We start from the raw sequence: 2841 nt of genomic DNA, 5'->3' as shown, positions 1-2841 counted from the left end.
GTTACCGAGGAGCCATCGCATCTCGCGAGAAACCGTTTCTGCTCTGTCGCGAAGACAACGGAGGTCTTCCAGAGCGAGTGCCTTTCGCGATTGTACTGCAGTACGAACGAGGGATTTAGAAACAACGTGATTGGTGTTCTTAACAAACCGAGACTGTTTGGCGCGAATCTTCTTCAAATGCCGTTTCGCGCTCTTGGTGCCCCGCTTTTGAAGCAGGCTACGGAGGCGCTTGAGACGGCAGCGAACGGCTTTGACGGCTTCGCCCGAATAGGAGTTACCCTCACTGTCGGTAGCGAGTTCCACGATGCCGAGGTCAACGCCGAGAACCCCTTCACAAACAGGTTCGGGCGCGTCGGCTTCCATCACCACGTGCAGGTAAAAGGCTCCATCACGAAAACATAAGTCTGCCGAGCGGGGCTTCCAGTTAGCGTAACGGGTATAGTAGCCACACAGGCGGAAGGTGACCCGAACACGCCCTTGTGTGGTGGTCAGAGAGGCACAGCCGTCTTGAAGGCGCACCCAATACGAACGCGCATCATAGCGCACGGGGCAAAGGGCGGACTGCGGGCAGGAAACGGAGCGTTCCTGCTTCTTGCGCTCCTGTACCGACTTGAGGGCCTCCCCCGCCTTCCTTCTCGCCGCTACGACCAACTGGGCAGGCAGGTCAGGGTGCGCTTGCCGAAGTGGCTTGTAGGTTGCCTGGTGCAGTCGGGTTCCGTTGCGCTCGTTATTGTCCCACCCGTAACGGCAGACAGCGATGAAACAGGCTTGTCTATTAAGGGGAAGGGGTGGGGCTATATCGCCCGATAAAGCGTCCAGTTGCTCCCGTTGGGCAGAGCGATATACACAGCAGAGGCCCCAGAACCCACATTGTCCGTCTGATTCCCCGATGCAAACGTATTCCCCGTGCCGGGTAACACCGATATCGCGCCTGCTGTCGCGTTGTAAACCCAGAGTATCGGTTGAGTGGCCGATGGCGACAACACCACCTGCCCCACACCGGTGACCACCATCCACAAAATGCTGCCCTGAGCGACAACACTGCTCGCACCGCCCTGCCCGATCACTTCAACGGTGTTCGCCGGGGCGTTTGAACCTCCCGAACCGCTCGCTGCTATCGTTATCTGCTGGCCGCTCTGCGTTAACGTCACGTTGCTGCCCGCCGCCAACACCACGTTGCCCGTCAGACCCGCATACCCGCTCGCCGCAAGGCTTTGCACCCCACCGCCGCCACTAGGAGGGGTCGCCCACGCCGGCACCCCGTTTACCACCTCCAGCACCTGACCGTTGCTGCCTACCGGCAAACGCTGCGGCGTGCCTCCGCTCCCCCCAACAATCATATCCCCCGGCGACGTCATCGGGTTCGCCATCGCATTGGGTGCCGCTATCGTTATCGTCTGGCCGCTCTCGCTCAGCTGCACGTTGCTGCCCGCCGCAAGGTTCACCGCACCCTGCAAAGGCGGGTTCCCTACCGCCGCCAAACTCGTTACCGCACCCACCACCGTTATCGCGCTCTGAGGGTTCCCACCCCCTAAGGCAGAACCGGCTATCACCGCCGAATGCGGGCTGCTGTTGCCGTAAAGCAGGTTCACTTGGCTGCCCACCGCCGGCGGTGTGGCCGGGCTAAACGCTATCCCCGTCAGGTACACAGGGTGGCCGTTCACGTCCGTAGCCCCTACGTCCACCGAACAGGTGTGCGCCAACAAATCCACATCTACCACAGTCCCGCTCAGGTACCGACGGTCGGCACGTGCCCTATACCCTTGCTCCTCTAACAGTCGTAAGAACGACATTCGGTGCTCCTTTTGCTTTTGGATTTTTTATAGATGCCCACACCGCCCCAGTTGGTACGATGGTGACCCCCTCTACCACCTAGCTAAAATGGCACAACTGACGACCTGCCAAATCGGCGAGTTGGACGCGAAGCGTCTTAAAGGCGCTTTTGGGCGCTCCCGTCGGTCGCTCTAATCCCGAAACCCCCGCGTGCCCCTCTCCCCCAGGGGGCATTGGCTCCAGTGGGTCCCAAACAACGTCGAGCTGATGCTCAGGCAAACCCACACAGCGGATTTGACGAACCGCCTCCACTGACAGACGGCAATAACCAGAATAAATTTCACCTGTCGTACTTACAATCGCCAATGCTTGCTTCGGTGGTGTCAGCGTCTCTTCCCAGACCGAAAGCAACGGGGGATCTGTCTGCTTGTCTTTGGAGGAAAGAACAAAGTCGAACTCTGTCGTCTTAACCTTTCCATCTTTCGAAATCTTAAGCAAGCGGATGACCCACGACGTTGCAGGAAGAGGCTCTCCACGAGAGGGAAGGCGCCCTGCCCCAGAAAATCTTTCGATTTTCTGGGGACCCCTGCGTCGGCCTTGAGGGGGAGGGCGTCGGCCTTGAAGTTGCCGATCTTCCTGCTGCTTTCTACCGCTCTGATCATGGGGCATCTCCATATCACATCCTTGCAAGCAGGAGCGCTTCAAACAAATCTTCGCAAATAGGTGAACAACTCTTCAGGCACGTAAGGGGAAGTCGTCGGCCTTGCAAGGTCGCCGCTCTCTCCTTCGATATCAACCATAGAAATCGGTTCTTCTGCCTCCCAGGTCTTTTTGTTCTCACGATCATAGTAAAAATATTCCACAACTCCATCTGGAAAGACCTCTATCTCCAGATGATCACGACCGTTATCCCATGTCAACATAACTTGCCTTCGAGGCCCTGTCGAGGCATCCGGCACAGGAACTCTGAGGCGTTGCGCCACTTTAAGCCATATCTGAAAAGCAATCCTAATCGTTTTCTCCTCAACCTCTCCTGCTTTCCAACACCCTGAGAGATAGTTTCTCAAG

The 2841-nt window shown here is 57.6% G+C and carries 2 protein-coding genes and 1 pseudogene; all 3 read right to left on the bottom strand.

What is annotated here, in order from left to right; all coding sequences use genetic code 11:
* A partial coding sequence (locus tag VKV18_RS12680; protein WP_324204565.1) for a transposase occupies positions 1-651 on the bottom strand: 651 nt, incomplete at its 3' end.
* Positions 652-794: 143 nt separating this feature from the next.
* Positions 795-1793, bottom strand: coding sequence for a hypothetical protein (locus tag VKV18_RS12675; RefSeq protein ID WP_324204564.1), 999 nt, complete (start codon positions 1791-1793; stop codon positions 795-797).
* Positions 1794-2474: 681 nt separating this feature from the next.
* Positions 2475-2841, bottom strand: a pseudogene (locus VKV18_RS12670) (hypothetical protein); the annotation flags it as partial.

The organism is Chthonomonas sp., from assembly GCF_035294505.1.
Taxonomy (GTDB): Bacteria; Armatimonadota; Chthonomonadetes; order Chthonomonadales; family Chthonomonadaceae; genus Chthonomonas.
Note: the sequence above shows the minus strand (reverse complement) of the source record. Positions and strands in the feature narration are given on the sequence as shown.

Excerpts from the sequence above, each read along its gene's own strand:
- VKV18_RS12675 (WP_324204564.1), bottom strand. The coding sequence starts at position 1,793 with ATGTCGTTCTTACGACTGTTAGAGGAGCAAGGGTATAGGGCACGTGCC.